At 38.0% G+C, this 26,281-nt stretch carries 22 protein-coding genes; 17 read left to right on the top strand and 5 right to left on the bottom strand.

Annotated elements, in window-relative coordinates; genetic code table 11:
- The first annotated feature begins 37 nt into the window (after positions 1-37).
- Positions 38-1,579 (top strand): murein biosynthesis integral membrane protein MurJ, encoded by a 1,542-nt coding sequence (murJ, locus tag J2Y37_RS11590; RefSeq protein ID WP_005194458.1) that lies wholly within the window; start codon positions 38-40, stop codon positions 1,577-1,579.
- Positions 1,580-1,636: 57 nt separating this feature from the next.
- Here the strand turns inward: murJ and J2Y37_RS11595 are convergent, their stop codons facing one another.
- From J2Y37_RS11595 to J2Y37_RS11615, 5 genes are all read right to left on the bottom strand, one after another.
- Positions 1,637-2,320 (bottom strand): FKBP-type peptidyl-prolyl cis-trans isomerase, encoded by a 684-nt coding sequence (locus J2Y37_RS11595; protein ID WP_349032904.1) that lies wholly within the window; start codon positions 2,318-2,320, stop codon positions 1,637-1,639.
- Between the two features lie 59 nt (positions 2,321-2,379).
- On the bottom strand, positions 2,380-3,087 hold the full coding sequence (locus tag J2Y37_RS11600; protein WP_349032905.1) for an FKBP-type peptidyl-prolyl cis-trans isomerase: 708 nt from the start codon (positions 3,085-3,087) through the stop codon (positions 2,380-2,382).
- 200 nt (positions 3,088-3,287) lie between these two features.
- Positions 3,288-5,471 carry a polysaccharide biosynthesis tyrosine autokinase gene (locus J2Y37_RS11605; protein WP_349032906.1) on the bottom strand — a complete coding sequence of 728 codons (2,184 nt, stop codon included), beginning with the start codon at positions 5,469-5,471 and terminating at the stop codon, positions 3,288-3,290.
- 17 nt (positions 5,472-5,488) lie between these two features.
- Positions 5,489-5,917 (bottom strand): low molecular weight protein-tyrosine-phosphatase, encoded by a 429-nt coding sequence (locus J2Y37_RS11610; RefSeq protein ID WP_349032907.1) that lies wholly within the window; start codon positions 5,915-5,917, stop codon positions 5,489-5,491.
- On the bottom strand, positions 5,917-7,017 hold the full coding sequence (locus J2Y37_RS11615) for a polysaccharide biosynthesis/export family protein (protein WP_349032908.1): 1,101 nt from the start codon (positions 7,015-7,017) through the stop codon (positions 5,917-5,919). The genes J2Y37_RS11610 and J2Y37_RS11615 overlap by 1 nt, the downstream gene beginning before the upstream one ends.
- Positions 7,018-7,619: 602 nt before the next feature.
- Here J2Y37_RS11615 and J2Y37_RS11620 point away from each other — a divergent pair.
- The 16 genes from J2Y37_RS11620 to galE all read left to right on the top strand — a co-directional run bounded on the left by J2Y37_RS11620 (position 7,620) and on the right by galE (position 26,264).
- Complete coding sequence (locus tag J2Y37_RS11620) at positions 7,620-9,083, top strand: MOP flippase family protein (protein ID WP_349032909.1); 1,464 nt, start codon at positions 7,620-7,622, stop codon at positions 9,081-9,083.
- On the top strand, positions 9,083-10,141 hold the full coding sequence (locus tag J2Y37_RS11625) for a nitroreductase family protein (RefSeq protein ID WP_349032970.1): 1,059 nt from the start codon (positions 9,083-9,085) through the stop codon (positions 10,139-10,141). The genes J2Y37_RS11620 and J2Y37_RS11625 overlap by 1 nt, the downstream gene beginning before the upstream one ends.
- Before the next feature lie 5 nt (positions 10,142-10,146).
- Positions 10,147-11,292 (top strand): polysaccharide pyruvyl transferase family protein, encoded by a 1,146-nt coding sequence (locus tag J2Y37_RS11630; RefSeq protein ID WP_349032910.1) that lies wholly within the window; start codon positions 10,147-10,149, stop codon positions 11,290-11,292.
- Positions 11,293-11,318: 26 nt separating this feature from the next.
- A complete protein-coding gene (locus J2Y37_RS11635) occupies positions 11,319-12,434 on the top strand; it encodes a glycosyltransferase (protein ID WP_349032911.1) in 1,116 nt (371 codons plus the stop codon).
- Entirely contained in the window at positions 12,431-13,504 is a 1,074-nt protein-coding gene (locus J2Y37_RS11640; RefSeq protein ID WP_349032912.1) for an EpsG family protein, read from the top strand. Before J2Y37_RS11635 ends, J2Y37_RS11640 begins: the two co-directional genes overlap by 4 nt.
- Positions 13,505-13,506: 2 nt before the next feature.
- Positions 13,507-14,280 carry a glycosyltransferase gene (locus tag J2Y37_RS11645; RefSeq protein ID WP_349032913.1) on the top strand — a complete coding sequence of 258 codons (774 nt, stop codon included), beginning with the start codon at positions 13,507-13,509 and terminating at the stop codon, positions 14,278-14,280.
- A 33-nt stretch (positions 14,281-14,313) separates the two neighbouring features.
- Positions 14,314-15,651 carry a UDP-glucose/GDP-mannose dehydrogenase family protein gene (locus tag J2Y37_RS11650; protein ID WP_349032914.1) on the top strand — a complete coding sequence of 446 codons (1,338 nt, stop codon included), beginning with the start codon at positions 14,314-14,316 and terminating at the stop codon, positions 15,649-15,651.
- A gap of 31 nt (positions 15,652-15,682) precedes the next feature.
- Entirely contained in the window at positions 15,683-16,936 is a 1,254-nt protein-coding gene (locus J2Y37_RS11655) for a glycosyltransferase family 4 protein (RefSeq protein ID WP_349032915.1), read from the top strand.
- Positions 16,929-17,540, top strand: a complete 612-nt coding sequence (locus J2Y37_RS11660; protein ID WP_349032916.1) for a sugar transferase — start codon at positions 16,929-16,931, stop codon at positions 17,538-17,540. The genes J2Y37_RS11655 and J2Y37_RS11660 overlap by 8 nt, the downstream gene beginning before the upstream one ends.
- On the top strand, positions 17,537-18,187 hold the full coding sequence (locus J2Y37_RS11665; RefSeq protein ID WP_349032917.1) for an acetyltransferase: 651 nt from the start codon (positions 17,537-17,539) through the stop codon (positions 18,185-18,187). The genes J2Y37_RS11660 and J2Y37_RS11665 overlap by 4 nt, the downstream gene beginning before the upstream one ends.
- Before the next feature lie 30 nt (positions 18,188-18,217).
- Complete coding sequence (locus J2Y37_RS11670; RefSeq protein WP_349032918.1) at positions 18,218-19,405, top strand: DegT/DnrJ/EryC1/StrS aminotransferase family protein; 1,188 nt, start codon at positions 18,218-18,220, stop codon at positions 19,403-19,405.
- A 134-nt stretch (positions 19,406-19,539) separates the two neighbouring features.
- Positions 19,540-21,414: a nucleoside-diphosphate sugar epimerase/dehydratase gene (locus J2Y37_RS11675; RefSeq protein WP_349032919.1), complete on the top strand. Its 1,875-nt coding sequence runs from the start codon at positions 19,540-19,542 to the stop codon at positions 21,412-21,414.
- Between the two features lie 13 nt (positions 21,415-21,427).
- Complete coding sequence (gene galU / locus J2Y37_RS11680) at positions 21,428-22,303, top strand: UTP--glucose-1-phosphate uridylyltransferase GalU (protein WP_349032920.1); 876 nt, start codon at positions 21,428-21,430, stop codon at positions 22,301-22,303.
- A 16-nt stretch (positions 22,304-22,319) separates the two neighbouring features.
- Positions 22,320-23,579, top strand: a complete 1,260-nt coding sequence (locus J2Y37_RS11685) for a nucleotide sugar dehydrogenase (RefSeq protein ID WP_349032921.1) — start codon at positions 22,320-22,322, stop codon at positions 23,577-23,579.
- A 2-nt stretch (positions 23,580-23,581) separates the two neighbouring features.
- A complete protein-coding gene (gene pgi, locus J2Y37_RS11690; protein WP_349032922.1) occupies positions 23,582-25,255 on the top strand; it encodes a glucose-6-phosphate isomerase in 1,674 nt (557 codons plus the stop codon).
- Entirely contained in the window at positions 25,248-26,264 is a 1,017-nt protein-coding gene (galE, locus tag J2Y37_RS11695) for a UDP-glucose 4-epimerase GalE (protein WP_349032923.1), read from the top strand. The genes pgi and galE overlap by 8 nt, the downstream gene beginning before the upstream one ends.
- The last annotated feature ends 17 nt before the right edge of the window (positions 26,265-26,281 follow it).

Below are 26,281 nucleotides of genomic sequence, written 5' to 3' on the forward strand. Positions count from 1 at the left end.
AATAACGCTTTTGAAATATAAGCCGTAGGTGAGTGCGATGGCATTGTGGCGATCGACAGTAATTGTCAGTGCAATGACGATGTTATCCCGAGTTCTGGGATTGGTACGTGATATCGTGCTGTTGAATGTATTTGGGGCGGGCAAAGATTTTGACACCTTTGTGGTTGCCTTTCGTATTCCCAACTTTTTTCGGCGCTTGTTTGCTGAAGGGGCGTTTTCTCAAGCCTTTATTCCTGTTCTGACGGAATATAAAACCAGTCGTACCCATGCTGAAGTTCAAATTCTAATTAGTCGTGTTTTTGGTTGTTTGCTGACTGCAATGACATTGCTCACCTTTGTGGCGATGGTTGCTGCACCTGTGATTATTTATATCTATGCGCCCGGTTTCCATAGTGATACTGAGAAGTTTAACCTTGCTGTTGACCTGTTTCGTCTAACCATTCCTTATCTGATGTTTATGTCACTGACGGCTTTTGCTAGCAGTATTCTAAATAGTTATGGTTCATTTGCTTCACCTGCATTTGCTCCAGTATTACTGAATATTGCCATGATTGCAGGTGCGTGGTGGTTAACCCCCTATATGGCAGAGCCGATCATGGCGCTCGGATGGGCGGTGGTAGTGGCTGGTGTTTTGCAGCTTGCCATCCAAATTCCTGAACTCTGGAAGAAAAATTTACTGATTCCACCGAAAGTTGACTTTAAACACGAAGGTGTGAATCGTATTTTAAAGTTAATGTTACCTGCTTTATTTGGTGTATCTGTTACGCAAATTAACTTATTGCTAAATACGATCTGGGCATCCTTTATGCAGGATGGTTCAGTGTCTTGGCTATATAGTGCAGAGCGTATGACTGAACTGCCACTGGGATTGATTGGGGTTGCGATCGGAACGGTGATCCTGCCATCACTTTCAGCACGCCATGCTGAACAAGATCAAAGTAAGTTTCGAGGGATGTTGGATTGGGCGGCTAAGATCATCATGTTGGTAGGAATTCCAGCCAGTATTGCTTTATTTATGCTGTCCACACCGATTATTCAAGCGCTTTTTCAACGTGGTGAATTCACGTTAGAAGATACACAAATGACTGCTTTGGCCTTGCAGTGTATGAGTGCTGGTGTGATCTCGTTTATGTTGATTAAGGTGTTTGCCCCGGGGTTTTATGCCCAGCAAGACACCAAAACACCAGTACGGGTCGGGTTAATCGCCGTGGCAACCAATGCGATTTTAAACGTGATATTTATTGGTATCTTTAAGTTCAATGGTTGGCAAGCAGAGCATATGGCGCTGGCGATGGCTTCTTCAGGTTCAGCTTTGGTCAATGCAGGTCTGCTTTATTTCTATTTGCACAAACGCAATATCTATCGATTTGGCGCGCATTGGAAAAAACTGGCATTCCAGTTTGCGGTGGCCAATCTGATTATGATTATCGCGTTATGGTATGGTCTAACGTGGTATCAAAGTGATATTTCCCAATGGCTACGTGTTGCTGAAGTCACGGGTTTATGTGTGCTTGGTGTGGTGGCTTATGTTGTCGGATTATTGCTCACAGGCTTTAGACCGAGACATTTAAAGCATTGAATTTGAACGTTGCCTCCTTTGAACTGCTGTTGTCGCAGCTCAAAGGGGGATTTTAAATTATTTTATTTCCAGTAATTCAATATCAAAAATCAGGGTGCTATTTGGACCAATTCCATCACCAGCACCCACCTCACCATAGGCGAGATTGGCTGGGATAAAGAAACGGCTTTTACCACCGACCTTCATGGTTTGAACGCCTTCAGTCCAACCTGCGATTACTTGATTCAATTGAAACTCGACAGGATGGTTGCGTGCGATCGAACTATCAAACACGGTCCCATCAAGTAAACGCCCTTCATAATTGACTTTAACCGTAGAGCTAGCTCTCGGTGATTTACCTTTTCCAGCTTGAAGCACTTGATACTGTAAGCCAGATTTTCTGGTCACGATATTGGCCTTTTTCGCATTTTCAGCGAGAAAGGCTTTTCCTGTTTGATCATTCTTTTGAGCGATCTCTTGAAATTCAACCAGTTGCTTTGCTTCTATACGTTTTTTATATTGATTAAGCACATTTGCCATGTCTTCATCAGTCAAAGATGCTGCTTTTCCCTGTGTCGCTTCTTTCAAGCCTTGCACGAATGCATTAATATCCAAATCTTTCAAGGTATTGGCATTGCCTTTACCCATCAAATAACCGTAACTATAACCCAACTGCTCTTGTTGTGGGCTTTTTAAAGTAATCGGTGCTGCATAAGCAGTACCCATCACGGATGTCATTAAAATAAGACTTAATTTTTTCATTATTTCTTCCAAAGTGCTTTTGCAAAAATAAGGGAGAGCACATGCTCTCCCTATATCTGTTATTTTACTGCGATGAGTTCGACATCAAAAACCAATGTACTATTCGGTGGAATAGACCCTGGTACACCTTGTTCGCCGTAACCTAAGTTGCCAGGAATATAAAGTGTTGCCTTACCGCCTTCTTTCATTAATTGTAAGCCTTCGGTCCAGCCAGGAATGACTTGATTGAGCGGGAACTCGATTGGTTCACCACGATCATATGAACTATCAAACACAGTGCCATCGGTCAATTGACCTTTATAATGAACTTTGACCACAGACGCAGCCGTTGGTTGTTTACCTGTTCCTGCCGTAATAATTTTATATTGCAACCCTGAGGCTGTGGTTTTCACGCCATCTTTTTTCGCATTTTCAGCTAAGAAGGAGTTACCTGTCGCTTCTGCTTGCTGAGTTGCTTCGATTTGTTTTTGCTGTAATTCTTTTTGGAATTCTACATAAGCAGCTTGTAGTTCTTCCTCGGTGTAGGCCGCAGGTTTTTCTGCATGACCATCACGGAAGCCTGTGATGAAAGCCGCTGTTTCTAGTTCAGGCGGTGTTTGCTTGGCAACTTCATAACCTAAGGCATAACTGATTTTTGCGCCTGGCCCTGCATTTTTGTCTGCTTTTGTGCCAAGTTCAGTGGTAGGGTGTTGAGTTGCATAATAAATCGGTATAAGGGCTGCTCCGCCTAAAACGGCTGCGACAATAACAGGTAAAGCTTTACTCATGAGATGTCCAAAGGTGAGATTTTAGTAAAAAATATGGCACTGATCTTAGCATGTCTACGCTTCAGCATTGAATAACTGATCTGAAAAATGCGTGTATTTTTTATAGGGTTTATGTTTATTCGGTTTTATTATATTTTCAAAATAAGTATAAAAAAGCCAGATCATACGATCTGGCTTTTTTGCTCATGTTTGCAGCTTAATTAATCATCTTTCTGTGCTTTGTAAGCATACGCATAGTTATATCCATAGCCATATCCAGCACTTGCACGTTGAATATCATTCAGAATAAAGCCATTCACTTTAACGCCAGCTTGCTCAAAGCGATTTAAGCTCAGTTCAAGCTCTTTCATTTGTGATTTAGCATAACGAGCAACCAACAAATTGACGCCAACATATTGCGAAATGATAATCCCATCAGTTACTGCCAAAATAGGCGGCGTATCAATAATGATATGGTCATATTCGGAACTAAGTTTTTCGAGTAAAACTTTAAACTGTTCAGAACCTAAAATCTCAGAAGGATTTGTTGGGTTTTTCCCTCGCGTAATCATACTTAAACCAGCGACTTCAGTTTCATGAATCACTTGACCTAGCTCAGCTTGGCTACTCAGCACCTCAGATAAGCCAGGTTTTACGTCTAAATTAAAATACTTATGCAAATAACCACGACGTAGATCCGCATCAATCAATAAAACCTTTTTATTGCTTTGCGCAAAGATGGTTGCAAGGTTGGTGGAAATAAATGATTTACCGACTTCTGGCGATGGACCTGCGATCATAATGATATTATTTTTTGCATTACTCAGTGCAAAATGGATCGCGGTACGAATACTGCGTAAGCTTTCAATCGCAATATCATCACTGTTTTTAACCGCAAGAATAGGAATACTCTTCTTCTTCTTTAGAATACTCATGCGCGTTTCTTGCACTGGTGAGCGGGGTACAGTTGCATAGACAGGTAGATCAAGATCGCGCTCGATTTGGCTAGAGTCCTTAATTCCTGTGCGTAACATATTGCGGAATAAGGCGATTAAAGTACCAAGGAAACCACCTACGAAAACAGCAAGAATTAGAATAAGCAACTTTTTCGGTTTGATTGGTTGAACAGGTTCAACTGCAGTATCGACAATACGAACATTTCCGATTTCCCCAGCATTTGCGATTCTAAGCTGTTGATATGAATTTAGCAGTGCAGTGTATAGCTGAGTTTTAACCTCCACCTCACGATACAATTGTAGATATCGTCTTTGTAGATCAGGCAATTGTTTTAAGGTGCTATTGAGTTCACCAATCATTTTATTTAATGATGCAATTTGAGCATTAATCTCACGCATTGCAGGATGTTCAGCAGTATATTTTGCAGCAATATCTGCCTGTTGCTGCTGTAACTCAATTTTTTTGGTTTCTAAGGTAATACTTTGAGTGAGGTATAATTCTGACTCTTTGGTGACGTCAACGGTATTGTATTGTTGACGGAATTTATTGAACTCTCTTTCAGCTACATCAAGTTGTTGTTTTAACTCTGGGAGCTGTTCATCAAGAAATTTAAGCGTTTGTGCAGTTTCGGCTGATTTGCGTGCCACATTTTGTGCACTATAAGCAGATAAGATAGCATTGAGTACTTTGGTGATGTGCTGCTTATCTTGACCTTGATAATTTAAACCTAATATCCCGGTTAACTTTCCTCTCTCTGCGACAGAATAATTTGCACTGATGGCTTTGACCGCAGTCGGTAAAGATTGTTTAGTAATTAAATAATCAGTGTCTAGTTGATCCTTGGAGAAAATACTAACATTCCATGTACCATATTGATTTGACAACTGATTAAGCTTATTTAGAGGTGCCGCCAGCAAGATTTCATCAGTTCTCGTATCAATTAATTGAAATTGATCTGCTTTAAAGCCTAGGCTTAATGTTTTATCCAAAAAATCTTGAGGTACTTCAAATTGACGAATATCAAAAGTTTTTTGACTATCTCGGAAAATAACAGCTTTTGGAGTGTACTCCGTGGCATAGCTCGGTTTGCCTAGTAAACGCTGAATAAAGTTGTCATCTGGGCTAGAAATACTGAGATCAAGATGAAGCGCTTGAATCACTGAGCCTAAAACCAATCGCGATTTCAAGATTTCGATTTCGGACTGAGCTGGAGATTTTTGATCGATCATTTTAGAAAGATCACCCAACAGTGCCGCAGAGGCCCCTTTGCTGTCTTCAACTTGAACTAAAGCATCTACAGCATAGGTGTCTGGTGTTGTACGCAGATACAATAATGCACATACAAGACTCAAAATGATACATAACGCGATAAGCTTCCATTGCGCGAGCAAAGAAAAGAACAGTTCTTTTAGGTCAATTGTATCTTCAGTATTGGTATTTTGGCTCATAATCTTAAATCTAAAAGTTAAATATAATTTTTCCAATCAGTCACACACTGCTGAATCAGCTGGCACGTACTATCAAAAAAAGCTTGGTCGTGTTGATACGGATCTGACACATTTTTGTTTTGCCAATGTCCGAGACGGAAGACTTTACCTTTAGCAAAGGGCCAGGTCTGCTCAATATGCTTTTGCTGATTTTGGCTCATCACTAGCACCAAATCTGCTTTTTTAAGATGCTCAGCGGTGAGTTTTTTGGCGATATGCGCACTCATATCAATATTGAGTGCATGCATACAATGTTGAGCCTTTTCATCGGCTGGATGTCCAGTCAGTCCAGCAATACCAGCAGATTCAATATCGAGTTGGGGGTAGGCTTGCTTCAGTAAATACTCTGCCATCGGGCTGCGGCAGATATTTCCCACACAAATCACCAAAATGTTTTTAATCTGCATCAGTTCCCCAAACGATCAATATTATATAAGGCATTGGAGAACGGAATGACTTGATTGATGACACGCTGCCAACGCGTTAAACCCGTTGCATCGACATAAACAATATCATTGCTATGCAACTTAAACTGATTGGCCAAGCCAAAGTCACCCAGACTCATCAGGTTCATATGATAGAGCGCGGTACTACGGTCATTTGGATTACTTCTAAGTACATAAATACGACTGGCGCTGGCAGAGTTTGGGTTGATGCCTAAACTTTCACCTAATGCATCACTAAGGGTCATGCCTTGATCACGCATTGGCAAGGCTTGGTTTTTACCAGATTCGCCCATGACATATATTTTTTGGTTTTCTTTGGTACTGACATAAATGGTGTCATTGGGTTGAATCAAAAGTTTGTGTAGTGAATAGCCAGCCTTTTCAAGCTCGATGGTATTGAGATCGTGGGTCCGACCATTGCGAATCAACTGGATATAAGTATTTGCACCCTTATCATTGATACCACCTGCCATACCGAGTGCTGTATAAATACTGGTTGGTTGGTCATTTAAATAGAATTGCCCACCTCTAAGTACACTACCTTGTACTGAATAGCGTTGTCCTTGATACGACAAGACGCGAACGATAACATCAGGTGTTTTTACATAACGCGCAAACTGGCCGCGTAGCTCGGTATTGAGTTGAGCCAAGCTTTTTCCAGCGGCTTTATAGCGACCAACTAAAGGGAGTTGAATATAACCGCTCGCATCAATTGGGTAGCCTAAAGCCTGAACCGCTTGTTCATTGGAAATAGTGGTGGTTGGAGGGGTGATTTCTGGATAGGCCCAAAGCTGGATCGAGAGCACATCGCCTGAACTTAAACGATAGCCTGTTGGCTGTTTTTGAAATAAAGCTTTGTAGTCCTGTTGATAATCGATTTGCGCTGGTTGTACCGCAACTAAGTTTTCCTGATCAATTTTGATGACATTCACGGTTGTCCCAAGATCAGTGGTATAGACCCCTTCTGTTGGAATGTCATGCGTTTGCAAACCAGAGGTAACAGCACAACTTGTAGCAGCGATACTAATGGTAAGAATAGAAAAAAGCTGATAGTACTTCACACACGACCCTTGATTATTTATATCTAATTAATATCAGTTGCCAAAACGATTCGTCTTGAGGCCCAGAATTTGTCCAATTCTAGCTGAAAAGGAGTAAAAAAGCATAGATAAATGTCTTGGCTTTGTATGTTTAGTATTTCTAAAAAGAAATCCACATAAGTAGGCTGCCGACTAGAATGTGAACCAGTGCACGGCTTGTTAACACATTCATACAATTGCAATGTGGCAGCAATAAATATTCTGATATAGTACGCGCAAATATTTATGGCTGTTTATATAAGGTTTATATACGACGGCGAAAAATTGTAAGAGAGTAAGGCTTCATATGCTCACATTTGCTACATTAAAAAAAGCAATTATTGGTTTAGGCTATATTGGGTTGCCGCTGGTCCTTGTGTTTGGGAACAACGCTCTAGTAGTTGGTTTTGATGTTCATCAAAAATATATGGTGTGCAAATAATGATTTATGAATCCACCTTGCCTGAATTTACATCGGATTTTGATGTTTGTACTGAAGTACAAACATCGAATCGTTTGGTGGGAGGGCTATTATATATGTTGGATAGCTATACACATGGTATTTTTTGTGCGGACTCAATATCGTGACAGCTGAGTCTTCTAGTGATTTAAAGAAAAAGGCGGTAAAGGGTGGTGCATTAACCATCTCATCGAAGCTAGTTACGATTGTTATTCAAATTTTATCGCTCGTTATTTTATCCCGTTTGTTATTGCCATCTGATTTTGGTCTTATTGCTATGGTTATGGCGATTACGGCTTTTATGGGGATTTTTCGGGATATGGGCTTGTCAACAGCCGTTATTCAGAAAAAGGATTTGACTTATGATCAAATCAACATGTTATTTTGGCTAAATACAGCTGTTGGATTGTTACTCACGATATTAACCGTACTTTTAGCCCCCTTAATTGCTGGATTCTATGCACGTGAAGAATTAAAGCCCGTCATTATGTTATTGGCAATGACATTTTTTATTGCTAGTGTTGGTGCTCAACATTCAGCTTTACTACAAAGAGACTTGAATTTAAAGCCCAAAGTTATTGCTGATATTGTGGGTGCGGTATTTACTTTAATTGTATCAATTGTGCTTGCAATGCTGGGATATGGGTTTTGGTCATTGGCATGGGGCACCGTGATTGGTGCATTAGCGACTACATTACTTTATTTTAAGGGTTCAGCATTTACACCAAGTAAACCTAAAGCTGCTCAGGGCGTGCGTCAACTTATTCATTTTGGTGCGAATGTTACTTTGTTTGAGATGCTGAATTACTTCCATCGAAATTTGGATAGTGTGTTAATTGGTAAATTTTGGGGTGCTGTCGCTGTGGGCTTGTATAGCCGAGCATATCAAATGATGATGTTGCCTATCGCGAGTTTACGTCAACCAATTAATGCCATTGCATTTCCTGTGTTAAGCCGACTTCAAGATGATCCTATTGAATTTAAGAAGTATTACGAAAAGATTGCAACACTTTTAGCCTTTCTTTCGATGCCTTTAATGGCCTTTTTGGTTGTAAATGCTCAAGAGGTTGTTGAAGTTACATTAGGTAAAGGCTGGGAAGGCGTTGTTCCTATTTTTACTCTGCTTGGAATAACAGGTTTTATACAAGCCGTGGCTAGTTTGAGGGGATTGGTTTTATTAAGCTTGGGGCATTCCAAGCGTTATATCTTATGGGGTGCATTTAATGCGATTTTTGTGAGTTTAGGTTTTGTGGTAGGTGTTCAATGGGGAGCAGAGGGTGTTGCGACAGCCTATGCGATTGTAAACTATGCGATTTTGTATCCATCTTTATGGTATTTTTTCAAAAATACGCCATTAAAACCTCGAGATTTCTTTACACCACTTAAATTACCTATTGTCGCGTCACTTAGTGCTGCTTTAGGGTCATATGTCATAAATCTATTTATAAATCTCTCATTTCCAATTTTGAATTTAATTATCTCGGCACTGATATATTTTATTATTTTCATCGTGGTGGTAATTATTATGCCGGATGGTTTAAAAACATTAAGAGATTTTAGAAAATTATTAAGAGTGATTAGAGCGTGATGAGTAAACTTAGGGTAATTAAAGCATTTATTAAATTAAATTTAAAAAAGTTAGATCATAACTTTACTAAATTTGCGCTTAAAAGCTTTTTCTTGTCTAATTTCTATTATTTATTTAGAAATAAATTTTCTTGGGAACATAGAGCTGTATTGGCAGGTAAAGTCGATTTTAACAATGGCTTAGTAAAACCATCAGCAAATACAGGCTTATTGCGAAGAAATATTCATAGACTTGAAAAGGGTCTTTTAATGCGTCCACGTAGAACTCCATTTGGATTAAACTACATAGCAGATACCGTATATGCTTATGAGCGTGCATTAAGCTCAAATGTGGGGTTGGATGAATTAATTTGGGCTAGAGATGTATTGATAGAATATATGTCGATTACTCCTAAAGAAGCCAATATTGATCACCTACGAATAATTGTTCAAAATGTTTCTAAACAGATAAAAGATATAAATGAGTGTGAAAGAAAAAAAATACCATATCTTCGTTTGGAGTCAGAAAAACCAAATATTGATTATGAAGAATTAATGAAATTAGCAGAATATCGACGATCTGTACGGTGGTTCCTACAAGACAGAGTTGATAGAGAAATCATCAATAAAGCAATAATGCTGGCTGCATACTCTCCAACTGCGTGTAATCGACAACCATACGAATTTAGAGTTTTTGACGATCAACAACTGGTTTCAGAAATTATTAAATTACCTATGGGGACTGCTGGATTCGGGCATCAAGTACCTCATGTGGCAGTAGTTCTTGGAAAGTTGAGGAACTATTTTGATGAGCGTGATCGTCATGTTATTTATATTGATGGATCATTGGCAATAATGTCTTTTATTAATGCATTAGAAGTTCAGGGTATTAGTTCGTGCTGTATTAACTGGCCAGAAGTTCCCGAATTAGAACAAAAAATGATGAACTTCTTGAAGCTGGATTATGATGAGAGACCAATTATGTTAATCGCATTTGGTTATGCGGATCCTGAAGGGATGGTTGCAAATTCTGCAAAAAAATCGATTTCACAATTAGTTAAATATAATTTTGAGGGATAAGCTTAATGAAGTCTAATAGATCACCAATCGTTGAAATCCATGGTACTGGTGTACATAATCGTGGTGCTGAGCTAATGGCAATTGCTATTTCGGAGAAGATTTGGTCAGTATATCCAAATGCTAAAATTGCGGTACCTTCTACATTTGGTCTTCAAAATGATATCAAACGTTATGGGTTTACAACAACTTTAGCATTGGAAATTAAAAGAAAGAGACCACTTTATTCTCTCTTGATTGCTGTACTAACAGGCAATATTATTCATCCTAGAGAGGTTGATGTTGTTTTGGATGCATCAGGTTTTGCTTTTTCAGATCAATGGGGGGTTGAGCATGCAAAAAGATTGAGTGATAAGTTAAATAATCCCCATCGTAAAAAACAATCTTTAATTTTATTACCGCAGGCATTAGGACCTTTTAATAATAGTGCTGTTAAGGAATATTCGAAACTGGTATTTGATCGTGCAAGTTTAGTATTTGCGAGAGATACGCAATCACATATGCATGCTTCAAAAGTTATTTCAGATTTGTCAAATTTACAGCAGAGCCCAGATTTTACAGTAAATATAAAATCTATAGAAAAGAAATCGATCGAGCTACCTGAGAAATTTGTTGCCATAGTTCCTAATGCCAGAATGCTAGATAAGATGGATAATGCCGAGGACTATTTGGCTTTTCTAAGGCATGCTGTAGATATAATAAAGGCTCGAAACATAACCCCTGTATTTGTCGTACATGATGGTTACCAAGATCGAGAAGTGGTGAGTCAGTTGGGTGAGAAGTATCAAAATGTAACTATTATACAAGATCAGGATCCTAGAGTTCTGAAATGGGTTCTAGGTGAATCTGAATTTGTAGTTGGATCACGATTCCATGCTTTGGTTAGTGCATTATCGCAAGGTGTTCTTTGTATTGGTGTAGGATGGTCACATAAGTACCCAGAATTATTCAATGACTTCTGTAATAGTGAAGGGCTTATTTCGGACATGAAGGATCTTGGTGCATTAGAAGGTTTAGTATCTAAATATAGTGACAAGGATTACAAAAAGGTTAAATCTGAGAAAGTTATTTCTGCTGCAAATCAAATTAAAAAGCAGGTGGATGATATGTGGGATAGTGTGATTAACCAAATACACATGAAAATTGGAAATTGATAAGGCTTTTTAGGATTTTGTAATTAATGAAAAATGTTCTTTACTTTAGCTATAGCGATGATCTAAGTGATAAATTTTCAGGGGTTTCTAAAAAAATCTATGCTCAGACCAAAGCTATTGAACAATTGAATTGCAATGTCTTATTGGCAGGTAACATAGGTGGATTGTATGGTATTGTTGGAGATACTGAAAGAGTTAATTTAAGAGCACAAAGTTTACTAACTAAAAAGAAAATTATGTTTAACTTTTTAATCAAGAAGATTAAACAGAGAAATATTGATGTGGTTTATATTCGCATGATTGGCGCATCACCAAGGTTTATTTCATTCCTAAGATTGGTGAAGTCGTTAAATGTTAAAATAATCATGGAAATTCCAACATATCCATATGATCAAGAGGCAAAAAGCTTTAAAGGAAAAGTGTATAATTTCTTAGATAGAATATATAGAAAGCAATACAAAGGACTAATTGACTATATAGTTACTTTTTCTGATGATGATTTTATTTATGATGTTAAATGTATTAATATATCAAATGCTGTAAGTGAGGATTCAATTCAAAAGAATATACCTGTTAAAAATACTGGCATTCTAAAGTTTATATCTGTTTCTTCATTATATTATTGGCATGGTGTTGATAGGTTTGTTGATTCAATTGAACATCATATAAATCATGATAATAATAATTTCCCGTTTAAATTTTATATTGTGGGTCCAAATAATGAAGAAATGCGAAAAATTAGAAAAAAACTAGAAGTAAACAATAAGTTAAATCAATTTGTAGAGTATTTAGGCTTCAAGAATAGTCAAGAGCTTAACGAGATATATAAAGATACACATATTGGTGTTGGTAGTTTGGGGCGTCATCGGTCTAATATATTTAAGATCAATACTTTAAAGAATAAGGAGTATTGTGCAAATGGGCTTCCTATTATTTACTCAGAAAATGATAGGGACTTAGATGGGAAAAGTTTTGTTTATAAAGTTCCTGCTGATGAAAGTAATATTGATATTAATAGTATTTGTGAATGGTATATAAATAGATGTTGGAATGATAGTGATATAACGGATTTCATTATTAATTATACTTGGTTTTCTCAAATGAAGAAGGTTTTTAAAACCATAAGTGGAGGAGGCCTTTGATATTTCTGTTTGTTTTCTTTTTTATAACGCTATATTTGTACTGTGTAGAAAGATTTTTTTCATTAAATTTTTGGAAGCAGTTCGTTCTTTGGTTACCAGCTTTCATTATTTTTGCTGTAGTCCCAAGTTTGCAATATAATGTTGGAACTGACTATTCAACTTATTTTCAATATTATTTTAATAATGAGCATGCGCTTTATCTAAAAAAAAATGAAATATTGTATTACTATATTGTTGAGCTTGGTAGGTTTCTTGGAGACCCTCAGTTTCAATTTATATTGGTAAGTATAATTCAGGCTTTTTTATTTTTTTATTTGCTGTTTTTATTAAAAATAGAAGGTTATAAAAGTTGGCTTATATTTTTGATATTTTTCTTATGTACTGGGATTTATCATAATCAGATGAATGGTCTGAGACAGTATATATGTATATATGCAGTTCCTATTATTGCTATTCACCTTTATAAGAGAAATAACTTTAGGGCTTTGGCTTTCTCTGTTTTTAGCCTTTTTTTACATGCATCAAGTGTGCTTTCTAGTTTCCTCTTATTAATTTTTTCTAAAATCAAGATTACCTCTAGTAGTAAATATTTGTTTTTAATATTTGTATCTACTTTCTTTATTTATCTTGTCAACTTTAAGTCTCTAATTATCTATATTCTTGAGTTTTTTAATCTAAGATTTTTATCTTATATGGGTACTCAATATACTGAGGGTAGAGATGTAATGCAGTTAGTGACTAAATTTTACTACCTTCCAATTATAGCCGTTTTTTGGTATTATTTTTTAAAAAATAAAGACAGTGAAAAAAGTGGCTTAAATAACTTTTTTATTTTGATTTTTAGCTTTACGCATTTTATGTTTTTGCAAGCTATGAGTTTTGATATGATGTTGAGAATTTGGGCTTATTTTAATATTTTCCTTATTTTCCCTATATATTATGTTTTTTCTAGATCTAGTAAGCTGTCTTTTTTATTACTCCTTGTTTATGTTTTTATTTTTTATATTGCAAAAGTCTTATTTTTTCCTGTTGCAGAATATGAATATCACCTTTATCGCGGATGGTTTTAGAGTTGAAAATTGAAATCTTATGTTCAACAATGTATGGAGCAATACCTTTATGTCTAAATAGAGGTACTCCCCCCCACAATATAATTGTTATCAATCAGTGTGTGGATGAGATTCATGAAAATAAAAGTTTTTTAAATTTTTATGAGAGAGGATTGTCTAGAAGTAGAAACCGTGGTTTAGAAAAATCAAACTCAGATATTTGTTTGATCACGGATAATGATACTTTTTTTAATGATAATATGGAGGATGTCATTAAAAAAGCATTTTCAGACTATCCTGATGCAGATATTTTAACATTTCAGGTAGAAACTCCTGAGGGAGAATTATATAAAAATTATAAAGAAAATTTTTTTTGGCATAATAAACTGAGCCTTGCAAAAGTATCTTCCGTTGAAATAGCATTTCGTAGGGAAAGTATATTGAAAACTAATATAAAATTTGATGAGGATTTTGGTTTGGGGAGTTATTTCCCTACTAGTGAGGAATATATATTTTTAGCTGATGCTTTTAGTAAAGGATTAAAAATTGGGTATGTTCCAAAGGTTATAGTATATCACCCTAAAGAATCATCAGGTGGGGCTTTTACTAATAAAGAACTAGTTTATGCAAAAGGTGCGATGATTAATCGTATTTTTGGAAAAAAGGGTATTTTAATTTGTTTCTTGTTTTCTTTAAAAAAATATAGATATTCAGGTATGAGTTTTCTAAGTTTTTTTAAATTACTTAGTATTGGATATCTCAAATACCGAAAGAAATCTAGTCATACAGAATTTTAAGTTAATTTTTTGATTTGTTTAGGAGTTTTAAAAATGAATATTACTGTATTTGGTATCGGCTATGTAGGTCTGGTACAGGCAGCAGTGCTTGCAGAAGTAGGTCATAAAGTTTCATGTGTAGATATTGATCAAAACAAAATTGAGAACTTAAAAAAAGGTCTAATACCTATTTATGAGCCTGGGTTAACTGATCTGGTTATCAAAAATTATAACAATGGTCGATTGAGTTTTACTGTAGACCCTGCTGCTGGTGTAGAGCACGGAGATATTATTTTTATTGCTGTAGGTACTCCACCTGATGAAGATGGTTCAGCAGATTTAAAATATGTACTCAGTGTTGCAAAAACTATTGCTGAACATATGGAAAAGAGAAAAATCATCATCAATAAATCTACAGTTCCTGTTGGAACTGCTGATAAGGTGAGTGGGGTTGTTAAAGAGATATTACAAAAAAGAAATGTAGAAAATATTGATTACGATGTGGTTTCAAACCCTGAGTTTTTAAAAGAGGGCAGTGCTGTTAAAGACTGCATGAGTCCAAACCGTATTATTATTGGCAGTAATAGCGCTTATGTCGAAGAAAAAATGCGAGAGTTATACGAGCCATTTAATAGAAATCACGACAAAATAATTTTTATGGATGTACGTTCAGCCGAATTAACTAAATATGCGGCTAACTGTATGTTAGCAACAAAAATCAGCTTTATGAATGAAATGGCTAATTTAGCAGAGCTTCTTGGCGCTGATATCGAGCATGTTCGTAAGGGGATAGGTTCTGATGAGCGTATCGGCTATCATTTTATTTACCCAGGTTGTGGGTATGGTGGCTCATGTTTTCCTAAGGATGTTCAGGCACTTATCCGCACGGCAGATCAATTAGGATTTGATGCATCCTTATTACAATCTGTTGAGAAAGTAAATCTTAACCAAAAGCAAAAACTACCTAATTTTTTAGCCAGACATTTTAACGGTGATTTGAATGGCAAAACATTTGCGATATGGGGGCTTTCATTTAAGCCAAATACAGATGATATGAGAGAAGCATCTAGTCGTGTTCTGATGGAATATATTTGGGAAAACGGCGGAAAGGTGCAAGCTTATGATCCTGAGGCGATGCAAGAAGTAAAGAGAATCTATGGTAGCCGAGATGATTTAGTTCTAATGACCTCAAAAGAAGATACGCTAAAAAATGCTGATGCTTTGGTGGTTTGTACTGAGTGGCAAGTCTTCAAAGCACCTGATTTTGATCTGATCAAGCAGCAATTGAAGAACCCTGTTATTTTTGATGGTAGAAATCTATATAACCCCCAAAAATTAAAAGAGATGGGCTTTGCTTATTATGCAATTGGGCGAGGTGACAGCTTAATTTAACTAAATTTCTTGGATACTGACTAGAGCACTTATGAGAATTTTATATTTTCACCAATACTTTAATACACCTGATATGTCTGGGGGAACTCGTTCATATGAAATGGCTCGTCGTTTAGTTGCAGCAGGCCATGAAGTACATGTAATTACTTCATGGTTAAAAGAAACGGATGAGCAAACGTGGTTTACTACGATTGAGGCAGGAATTCAAGTTCATTGGTTTCCCAACTTTTATAATAACAAAATGACATATTCTGAAAGAATCAAAGCTTTTTTTAGGTTTGCATACCATGCCGCCAAAAAAGGCAAAAGTTTGCAGGCAGATTTGGTTTTTGCAACAAGTACACCTTTGACAATTGCAATTCCAGCAGTATTTACAGCGAGAGCTTTAAAAATACCGATGGTCTTTGAGGTGCGTGACCTGTGGCCTGAATTGCCAATTGCAATGGGAGCATTAAATAATAAAATAGCTCAGAAGTTGGCATATCGTTTAGAAGACTGGGCTTATAGGAATTCTAAAGCTATTGTTGCCTTGTCTCCTGGGATGAAATCAGGGGTTATTAAAACAGGATATCCGAAGGAAAGAGTCGCTGTTATTCCAAATAGTTCGGATATGGAGCTATTTGAAGTTGATGAAATAAAAGTTCGTGAGTTCCGCCAATCATATGAGTGGTTGCAAGATCGCCCACTTATTGTTTATACAGGAACTTTCGGTCACATTAATGGTGTTGGCTATCTCGTTGAGTTGGCTGCTAAGTTGAAAGTACTTAATCCAGAGATCCGTATTCTATTGGTTGGGGATGGGGTTGAGTATGAAAAAGTGGCAGAACAGGCAGAGCTATTGAATGTTCTGCAACAAAACTTATTTATGATGAAGCAAGTACCCAAAAAAGAGATTCCAGTGATTATGAGTGCTGCGACATTAAGTACAGCATTATTTATAGATAAACCAGAGATGAGGGCTAACTCTGCAAATAAATTCTTTGATAGTTTAGCTTCTGGTACACCTATATTGATTAACTATGGCGGATGGATGGTCGACCTTATAGAGCGCCATGATTGTGGTCTAATCACTTGGAGATTATCTATAGACGATGCTGCAAAATCTGTTGTTGAGTTTATTTCGAGTCCTGACAGAATTGAAAAAGCAGGAAAGCAGGCAAAAAACTTAGCTGAGACTCAGTTTAATAGAGATAAACTCGCTAGTCAGCTTAATCAGGTCTTATTAAGCAATATTAACCAATTGGATATATCTCCTGAGTGTATTACCCGAGAATACTATGATTAAACGTTTACTCGATATCATTATTGCTACTACTGCATTAGTTCTTTTATCTCCATTGTATTTTATTGTTGCTCGCAAGGTAAAAAAGAATCTTGGTTCGCCTGTGTTATTTCGCCAGGTGCGCCCAGGTTTACATGGTAAACCGTTTGAAATGATTAAGTTTCGAACGATGAAAGATGCTGTTGATGCGCAAGGCAATGTCTTACCTGATAGTGAACGATTAACACCTTTTGGAAAAATGCTTCGCTCTACCAGTCTGGATGAAATGCCTGAGCTTTGGAATGTAATTAAAGGTGATATGAGTATCGTAGGACCGCGTCCTTTATTGATGGAATATTTACCTCTTTATAATAAAGAGCAGGCGAAACGTCATGATGTACGCCCTGGCATGACAGGGCATGCTCAGGTCAATGGACGTAATGCAATTAGTTGGGAACAAAAATTTAAACTGGATACTTGGTACGTAGAAAATCGATCGCTTTGGTTGGATTTTAAAATTATGCTACAGACGGTTAAAAAAGTGATTGCCAAAGATGATATCAGTGAAGCTGGAGAGGCAACAATGAGTAAATTTACAGGTACAAAGAACAAGGAATTAGATAAATGACAGAATTTATTGGTGTTTACGGTGCAAGTGGTTTCGGTAAAGAAGTAATGCCGCTAGTCCGCCAACAATTTCCTACCTTGAAAAAAGAACAATTTGTTTTTATTGATGATGGTCAAGCAGGTGGAAGTTTAAATGATTATTCTATTTTAACTTACACAGATTTTATTAACAACTCAGCAACACAGAAGGCAGTAACGATTGCTATTGCAAATAGTAGTGTTCGTGAAAAACTAGCTCATCGTTTAGAGCAGGATGAAATACAACATTTAGGTGTGATAGCAGCTAATACAGTTATATTGGATGCAGTGGAAATGGGTGAGGGAAGCTTGCTGTGCCCATTCACTTGTTTGACTTCAAATATTAAAATTGGCAAATTTTTTCATGCCAATATCTATAGTTATGTGGCACATGACTGCATCATTGGTGATTATGTTACTTTTGCGCCAGGGGTAAAGTGTAATGGCAATATCCATATTGAAGATCATGCCTATATTGGCACTGGTGCAGTGATTAAACAGGGAACACCTGATAAGCCTTTGGTCATCGGAAAAGGTGCGATTGTAGGTATGGGGGCGGTAGTGACCAAGAGTGTTCCGTCTGGTGTGACTGTCATAGGAAATCCTGCACGGATTTTAGAGAAAAAATAGACTTTGTAAATACGAACTGGGAATATAAATATGTTAAACACAGCATTTGAGCCATGGCCAAGTTTTACGCAGCAAGAGGCTGATGCCGTCAAAAATGTGCTGCTTTCTAACAAAGTAAATTACTGGACAGGGCAAGAATGTCGTGAGTTTGAGAAAGAGTTTGCAACCTTCTCGGGCACAAAATTTGCTATTGCACTGGCGAATGGAACGGTGGCATTAGATGTCGCACTCAAAGCTTTATGCATCGGCGCTGGTGATGATGTGATCGTGACATCACGAACTTTTCTTGCCTCTGCAAGTTCTATTGTGACGGCAGGGGCAAATCCAATATTTGCTGATGTTGAATTAGATTCTCAAAATATTTCTAGACGGACCATCGAAGCGGTTTTGACACCGAAGACCAAAGCCATTATTTGTGTGCACTTGGCAGGTTGGATGTGTGATATGGACCCAATCATGCAGCTTGCTGAAGAAAAAGGTTTATACGTCATCGAAGACTGCGCTCAAGCACATGGTGCGCAATATAATGGTAAACCCGCTGGATCAATTGGTCATATTTCAGCTTGGTCATTTTGCCAGGATAAAATTATGACTACAGGTGGTGAAGGTGGTATGGTCACCACCAATGATGAGAATCTTTGGAAGAAAATGTGGTCTTATAAAGATCATGGTAAAAGCTTTGACAGTATTTATAACAAACAGCACCCACCAGGTTTCCGTTGGTTACATGATTCTTTTGGAACCAACTGGCGCATGATGGAAATGCAAGCGGTGATTGGTCGAATTCAACTAACACGAATGCTTGAATGGACAAAAAATAGGACCCAAAATGCAGAGAAAATATTAAAGGCATTTGAAAACTCTCCGTACTTCACGGTACATCGTCCAGCAGATCACTATGTACACGCGCACTATAAATGTTATGTACAGATAAATTTGGACACCCTTCCTGAAGGTTGGTCGCGTGATCGAGTGATGCAAGAAATCAATGCCCAGCAAGTGCCATGTTTTAGTGGTTCATGTTCAGAGGTTTATTTAGAGCATGCTTTTGATAACACGCCTTGGCGCCCCGTTGAACGTTTGAAAAATGCGAAGCAACTCGGTGAAACAAGTTTAATGTTTCTAGTTCACCCGAATTTGAGTGAAGAAAGTTTGATAAAAACTGTGGATGCTATTCAAACAGTACAAGCCGCTATGACCAAACCAGCAACTAAGTAATAGAAAACCATAGGATATGCGACGTGTATCCTACTATTTTAAGTATTGCGTATTTGATGTGTAAAAGTTATTTTCAGTTACATTAGAAGTGCGTATAAAGTTCGAACTGAATGTGGGATGATTAGAAGATCATTGTGAAAAAGATTATTCATCAATTTGCCTCAGCGCCAAGGCTGTATAAACAGTTGTTTCTTGTGATTTTGGATGCTTTCGCTTTTCCTATCATTTTGTGGCTGTGTTATGTCATTCGTTTATTTGATTTGAAAGCAGATGTTGTTTCAGGCATTGATCATGGATCTTTGTTCGTTAGTTTGATTGCGATTTGTAGTCTTGCACTTACAGGTGTCTATCGTTTTATTGTCCGAACCTTTAATGAGGTTTTTATCGTCAAATTAGCATTGGCTGTTTTTTTGACGATGCTGGCTTTATATGCACTGACATATATCACCAAAGCACATATTCCGATGTCTATTCCGTTTATGTTTGGTTTTATGATGTTTACGTGGGTCTGGATGAGTCGGGCACTTATTCGTTTTGTGGTCAAAGTTTCATTTTATTCAGAGCTGGGGCGTAAACGGATTGCGATTTATGGTGCAGGTGATGCAGGACAACAAATTGCAGCAGCATTACATCGTTCTGATGATCATCTGGCGATCTTTTTTATTGATGATTATGCTTCGTTACAAGGTCAAATCGTTGGTGGTTTAAATGTTTATTCTGTTGAAAAAGCCTTACAACGGTTTGAAAAAGAACATATTGATGAAATTTTACTTGCACTTCCTTCAGTTGGGCGGGTACGAAAAACTGAAATTATTCAACAATTTGAATCTTCTGGTTTAAAGATTACTGAATTACCAGGTTTGACCCAGTTAGTCGACGGAGAAATCAGAGTTTCTGATATTCAAGAAGTTGATATTATTGATTTACTTGGGCGTGATCCTATTCCTCCTATTGCCCATCTTTTGGTAAAAAATATTCAAAATAAAGTGGTAATGGTCACGGGTGCAGGTGGTTCGATTGGTTCAGAGTTGTGTCGTCAAATTATTAAGAATCAACCGAAATTGTTGGTTTTATATGAGTTAACGGAATTTGCTTTATATAGTATTGATAAGGAATTACGCTTAACTGCAAACTGTGAGATCGTGTCGATTTTGGGTACGGTGCAAGATCAACAAAAATTAGAACGAATTATTGAACAATATCAGGTGCAAACGGTCTATCATGCCGCCGCTTATAAACATGTGCCTTTGGTTGAGTGTAATCCGATTGCAGGTTTAAAAAATAATGCGATTGGGACGGCGAATAGTTTGAATGCGGCGGTTGAAAAAGGTGTTGAAACATTTGTTCTGATTTCGACCGATAAAGCTGTTCGACCGACCAATGTCATGGGGGCATCTAAGCGTATGGCAGAGTTATACTGCCAAGCGGTTGCTGAAACTAAACCCAACACTCAAATTAGTATTGTTCGTTTTGGTAATGTCTTAGGTTCTTCTGGTTCAGTGGTTCCTCTGTTTAAACAGCAAATCGCAGTGGGTGGCCCGATTACCGTGACTCATCCAGACGTGACGCGTTATTTTATGACCATTCCTGAAGCATCGCAGCTTGTGATTCAAGCGGGTGCCTTAGGATCAGGTGGTGACGTATTCTTGTTGGATATGGGAGAGCCTGTTCGAATTCAAGATTTGGCACGTCAAATGATCAAATTGAGTGGTCTAAAAGTTCGTGAGTCTGGTTCGACTGAGGGTGATGTTGAAATCGCGTATAGTGGTTTACGTCCAGGTGAAAAACTCTATGAAGAACTATTGATCGATCAGGATAATACTGAATATACGCAACATACTCGGATTTTACGTTCATTTGAAAAGCATTATCCTTTACCAGAGATACAAGCAATCTTTGCTAAAATCAATCAAATGACAGCAGTTGATCATGATGTGGATTGGGCTTTAATGCAGCTTGAACATTATGTCGATGGGTATAAACGTAGTGGTGACGTTCGAGTTAACTAAATTGAGAGAGAATATGATTAAAAAAGCTATTTTACCTGTTGCAGGTTTAGGTACACGGTTTTTACCAGCGAGCAAGTCGATTCCAAAGGAAATGGTTACTGTTGTGGATCGTCCAGCGATTGAATATGTAGTTCGTGAAGCGGTCGAGGCAGGTATTGAACAAATTATTTTGGTGACTCACTCTTCCAAGGCTTCGATTGAGAACTATTTTGATCGTAATTTTGAGCTTGAGACGACCTTGGAGCAAAAAAAGAAATTTGATTTACTCAAAGAAATTACTGAGATTTTACCCAAACATGTCAGTGTGATCAGTGTGCGCCAGCCTCAACCTTTAGGCTTGGGTCATGCGGTATTGTGTGCCAAAGATATTGTCGGTGACGATGCTTTTGCGGTGTTATTGCCAGATGTGTTGGTGAAGAACGCTGTTCCTGAAAATGATTTATCACTTATGATTCAACGTTTTGAACAGTCTCAGGCTGCACAAATCATGGTTGAGGCGGTTCCTGATCATTTAGTCGATCAGTATGGTATTGTGGATGTGACTGTTTCACCGAGTGAAGGCGAAAGTATCGTCATGCAGGGTATTGTTGAAAAGCCAGCGGTTGGAACAGCACCTTCAAATTTATCTGTGGTTGGCCGTTATATTCTGCCTGCTGAAATCATGCAATTATTGGAAAATACCCCGCGTGGGGCTGGAAATGAAATTCAGCTCACAGATGCCATCGCAGCATTGCAGAAATCGCAAGCTGTTGAAGCTTATCGGATGAAAGGACAGACTTTTGATTGTGGTAGTAAGCTTGGATATCTCAAAGCGGTATTACACTACGGTATTGAGCATCCTAAATTGGGCAAAGATTTCAAGGGCTTAATTCGTGAATTAGCACTATAGTTCAGGATTAATAGTTATGAAGATTGCAATTTTTGGCAATACCCTATATGCAGGGGTAATGTCCGCTTTATTCTCGGAATCAGGTCATTTTGTATATTGGTGTTCGCATCCCAATGCCGTAATAGGTGATCTACAGTATTCATTTCATGATGAAAATGTCAGTCGGCTGCTGGAAAAACAACAGAGCAGTGGTTTTCTCAACTATCGTGATCTGGATGATATCCCTTTAGATATTGATGTCTATCTGTTTAGTTTTAATCAGATGCAAGAAGCACAAGTTTTCCGACTTTTGCAATCTTTAAAACAACGTCCAATTATCCATCCAAAATTGATGATCAACGCTTCAACTTTCGGTTTGCACGGCACTGAAAAATTCCAACAGATCTTGTCAGACGACCACTGGGTCTATTTGCCAGATAACGTTCAGGAAGGGAATGCTTTACAGAGTTTAACACAGGCGAAGCAGTTGATTGTTGGGTGTACACAAGTTGATGTGCAAACAAAAGTGAAAGAACTATTACGGTCTTTCTTCCCATTAGAACAGCATTATTTGTTTATGCCTGTTTTAGATGCAGAATTCACTAAGCTAAGTATTTCTGGCATGTTGGCAACACGGATTAGTTATATCAATGATCTTGCGGTTGTGGCAGAAAAATTGGGTATTGATATTGCTTCTGTACGTCAGGGTATGGCCGCGGATAATCGGATTGGTGCAGCTTATTTAGCACCCGGTGCTGGTTTTGGTGGTGAGAACTTTTCGCATGATATTTTGACACTTTCCAATACTGTGGCCAATACAGGGGTCAAAAGCCAATTGCTTGCTCAAGTTTGGGAAATCAACGAGCAGCAGAAAGAAATCCTATTCCGTAAGTTTTGGAATTATTACCACGGTGATTTACAAGGCAAAACAATTGCCATTTGGGGAGCTTCTTTTAAAGAGAATACCTCGAGTATTCAACAGTCCCCGATTCATCAAATGTTGGTCGCACTCTGGGCGCAGGGGGTAACTGTTCAGTTACATGATCCACAAGCCTTAGAAGAAATTAGTACGATGTATGGTCAGCGTGATGATCTTATCTTATGTGATGATCAATATGAGGCTGTTCAAGATGTGCATGGTTTATGTGTCTTGACGGCATGGAAACAATATTGGAGTCCTGACTTTAAGCAATTGGCACAGTGTATGGCACATCCTTTGATTTTAGATGGGCGTAATATTTATGACCCACAGTATGTGAAAGCACAAGGTTTTGCATACATGGGCGTGGGGCGTTAATTATGATGAATCCTATGCATCTATTTCCAGTCAAAGATCAGCGTACTGTATTGGAACACTTATCTCGTTTGAAAGCACAATCTAAAGAGACGCACCTGAATCAATTCTTTGCGGCGGATACGTCACGCTTTCACAAGTTTTCAGTGGAATACGATCAAATTGTTTTAGATTTTAGTAAACACCGGATTGATCAGCCTATTCTAGATGGATTAGTGGATTTAGCGCACAGTCAAGATTTAACGCAATGGATCAAAAAACTATTTTCATCAGCGCAAATTAACTTCACAGAGCATCGTGCTGCGATGCATTGGGCCTTAAGGTTACCAAAAACCAGTCCAGATTTTTCTAATATTAATCAGCATGTTCAAGCACAACTCGAGCACATGTATGCCTTGGTGGAAAAGATCCATACGGGACAATATCGTGGTGCAACAGGTGAGGTGATTCAGGATGTGGTGAATATTGGGGTGGGGGGGTCTGATTTGGGTCCATTGATGGTGACGCATGCACTGTCAGATTTTAAGGTCAAGACCGCAAAACCCTTGGATGTTCATTTTGTTTCGACTATGGATGGTAGTCAGCTTTCAGCATTACTTCATCGTCTACGTCCTGAAACGACTTTATTTATTATTTCGTCAAAATCTTTTGGTACGATTGATACGCTTTCTAATGCAGAAACGGTACGTCAATGGTTAGAAAAAGCTTTGGGCACAGATACCAAAATTCTGACCAATCATTTTATTGGGGTTTCAACCAAAGCAGAAAAAATGACGGAATGGGGAATCGCTCCTGATAAGCAATTATTATTGTGGGATTGGGTGGGCGGTCGTTATTCACTGTGGTCATGTATTGGTTTGCCCATCGCATTAATGATTGGTGTGGATGGGTTTAAGCAGCTTTTAGCGGGTGCTTATGCGATTGACCAACATTTCCAAACGGCACCATTTTCTCAAAACATTCCCGTATTAATGGGCTTGTTAGGCGTGTGGAATAATAACTTTCTCGATATTCAGACCCATGCTGTCTTGCCTTATGATGGGCGACTTAAATATTTTGCCTCTTATTTGCAACAATTGGAAATGGAGTCGAATGGTAAGTCAACTCAGCGGAATGGAGAGAAAGTAGAGACGGCAACTTGTCCAATTGTATGGGGTGAAGTGGGTCCAAACGCTCAACATGCATTTTATCAGTTGTTACATCAAGGCACACATTCGGTCAGCTGTGATTTTATTGCACCTGTTAAACGGTATAATGCTAATCAATTTACCTATGTCGAAAGTGCCGATGCATTGGTTGAACAGCATCATCTCGCATTATCGAATTGTTTAGCTCAATCTCGTTTATTGGCATTTGGTAATCAGGCACTTGCAGCAGATGAACTCAAAGATTTACCCGCATATAAGCAATACGAGGGTAATCAGCCAAGTTCGACTATTTTATTAAAAGAGCTCAATCCTTATAGTTTGGGTATGTTGATTGCGCTTTATGAACATAAAGTTTTTGTGCAATCTGTACTCTGGAATATCAATCCATTTGATCAATGGGGTGTAGAAAAAGGCAAAGAAATCGCTAATCAGCTTTTGCCAATTTTAAACCGCGAACAAGATGATTTATCTGTATTTGATGCATCGACACAAGGGTTGCTTAAAATTTTATTAGGAAAAACGGATGGCTAAGATATTAGTCACAGGTGGTGCTGGTTATATCGGTTCACATACCTGTGTAGAGTTGCTGAATGCAGGGCATGAGGTTATTGTTTTTGACAATTTATCCAATAGCTCAGATGAATCACTCAACCGAGTACAGCGATTAGCAAATAAAACTTTGGCTTTTGTACAGGCCGATATTCGTAATGAAGCTGCATTAGATCAAGTTTTTCAAAATCATCAGATTGATGCAGTGATTCATTTTGCCGGTTTAAAAGCGGTGGGTGAAAGCCAGACTATTCCTTTAGTATATTTTGATCATAATATTGCTGGTAGTATCCAGTTAATCAAGTCGATGGAAAAGGCAGGTGTGTTTACATTAGTGTTTAGTTCATCAGCTACGGTTTATGATGAAGCCAATACTTCGCCACTTAATGAAGATATGCCGACAGGAATGCCAAGTAATAATTATGGCTATACCAAATTGATTATTGAGCAGATGCTACAAAAAGTGGCTTTAGCTAACTCAAGATGGTCGATTGCCTTACTTCGTTATTTTAATCCAGTGGGCGCACATAAAAGTGGTCAAATTGGTGAAGATCCTCAAGGGATTCCAAATAACTTAATGCCTTATGTGACACAGGTAGCTGTTGGTCGTCGTGAAAAATTATCGATTTATGGTAATGATTACGATACGGTGGATGGTACGGGTGTTCGTGATTATATTCATGTCGTTGATCTTGCAAATGCACATTTATGTGCCTTGAAAAATCGACTTTCTGCACAAGGCTGTCGTGCGTGGAATATTGGCACTGGCAATGGCTCATCAGTTCTACAAGTGAAAAATACATTTGAGCAAGTGAATGAGGCTTCAGTCGCTTTTGAGTTTGCGCCCCGTCGTGCGGGTGATGTTGCTACGTCATTTGCAGATAATGCACGTGCCGTTGCAGAGTTGGGATGGCAACCACAATATACACTTGAAGATATGTTGGCAGACAGTTGGAATTGGCAAAAACAAAATCCTAATGGTTATCAATAGGCCATCTAAAAAACAGG

The sequence above is a fragment of the Acinetobacter sp. 3657 genome (assembly GCF_031456775.1).
Taxonomy (GTDB): domain Bacteria; phylum Pseudomonadota; class Gammaproteobacteria; order Pseudomonadales; family Moraxellaceae; genus Acinetobacter.

Excerpts from the sequence above, each read along its gene's own strand:
- murJ (WP_005194458.1), top strand. The coding sequence starts at position 38 with ATGGCATTGTGGCGATCGACAGTAATTGTCAGTGCAATGACGATGTTA.
- J2Y37_RS11665 (WP_349032917.1), top strand. The coding sequence starts at position 17,537 with ATGACAGAATTTATTGGTGTTTACGGTGCAAGTGGTTTCGGTAAAGAA.
- J2Y37_RS11630 (WP_349032910.1), top strand. The coding sequence starts at position 10,147 with ATGAAGTCTAATAGATCACCAATCGTTGAAATCCATGGTACTGGTGTA.
- J2Y37_RS11655 (WP_349032915.1), top strand. The coding sequence starts at position 15,683 with ATGAGAATTTTATATTTTCACCAATACTTTAATACACCTGATATGTCT.
- J2Y37_RS11635 (WP_349032911.1), top strand. The coding sequence starts at position 11,319 with ATGAAAAATGTTCTTTACTTTAGCTATAGCGATGATCTAAGTGATAAA.
- J2Y37_RS11605 (WP_349032906.1), bottom strand. The coding sequence starts at position 5,471 with ATGAGCCAAAATACCAATACTGAAGATACAATTGACCTAAAAGAACTG.
- J2Y37_RS11600 (WP_349032905.1), bottom strand. The coding sequence starts at position 3,087 with ATGAGTAAAGCTTTACCTGTTATTGTCGCAGCCGTTTTAGGCGGAGCA.
- J2Y37_RS11625 (WP_349032970.1), top strand. The coding sequence starts at position 9,083 with ATGAGTAAACTTAGGGTAATTAAAGCATTTATTAAATTAAATTTAAAA.
- J2Y37_RS11660 (WP_349032916.1), top strand. The coding sequence starts at position 16,929 with ATGATTAAACGTTTACTCGATATCATTATTGCTACTACTGCATTAGTT.
- galE (WP_349032923.1), top strand. The coding sequence starts at position 25,248 with ATGGCTAAGATATTAGTCACAGGTGGTGCTGGTTATATCGGTTCACAT.
- J2Y37_RS11610 (WP_349032907.1), bottom strand. The coding sequence starts at position 5,917 with ATGCAGATTAAAAACATTTTGGTGATTTGTGTGGGAAATATCTGCCGC.
- J2Y37_RS11685 (WP_349032921.1), top strand. The coding sequence starts at position 22,320 with ATGAAGATTGCAATTTTTGGCAATACCCTATATGCAGGGGTAATGTCC.
- galU (WP_349032920.1), top strand. The coding sequence starts at position 21,428 with ATGATTAAAAAAGCTATTTTACCTGTTGCAGGTTTAGGTACACGGTTT.
- J2Y37_RS11650 (WP_349032914.1), top strand. The coding sequence starts at position 14,314 with ATGAATATTACTGTATTTGGTATCGGCTATGTAGGTCTGGTACAGGCA.
- pgi (WP_349032922.1), top strand. The coding sequence starts at position 23,582 with ATGATGAATCCTATGCATCTATTTCCAGTCAAAGATCAGCGTACTGTA.
- J2Y37_RS11595 (WP_349032904.1), bottom strand. The coding sequence starts at position 2,320 with ATGAAAAAATTAAGTCTTATTTTAATGACATCCGTGATGGGTACTGCT.
- J2Y37_RS11670 (WP_349032918.1), top strand. The coding sequence starts at position 18,218 with ATGTTAAACACAGCATTTGAGCCATGGCCAAGTTTTACGCAGCAAGAG.